Raw genomic sequence first — 297 nt, 5'->3', positions numbered from 1 at the left:
GTGACGACGACCGGCTCCTTCTTCTTGATCGACCGGTCCAGCTCCGCCAGCATCGACGACGTGCTGGACGCGACCACCTCGTACTCGCCGTCCAGCCCGTACTCCTTGAGCACCTTGTCGTTCAGGATGCCCATCATCCCGGCGCTCGCCTCGATACCGATGATCTTCCCCTTGAAGGTGGACCCCTTCCCCTTCAGGTCCTCCAGCGAATCGATCCCCTTCACATACGAGGGCACCGACAGCTCCAGCGACGTCGGCCCGTACCACGAGCCCAGGTCGGCGAGGCGGTCGCCGTAC

Annotated in this window: 1 protein-coding gene; it reads right to left on the bottom strand. The window is 64.3% G+C overall.

Translation table 11 applies throughout. From position 1 onward, the window contains the following. A partial coding sequence (locus CD790_RS34280) for a glycine betaine ABC transporter substrate-binding protein (RefSeq protein WP_313956576.1) occupies positions 1 to 297 on the bottom strand: 297 nt, incomplete at both ends.

It is taken from the genome of Streptomyces sp. SAJ15 (assembly GCF_007595705.1).
Lineage (GTDB): Bacteria > Actinomycetota > Actinomycetes > Streptomycetales > Streptomycetaceae > Streptomyces.
Note: the sequence above shows the minus strand (reverse complement) of the source record. Positions and strands in the feature narration are given on the sequence as shown.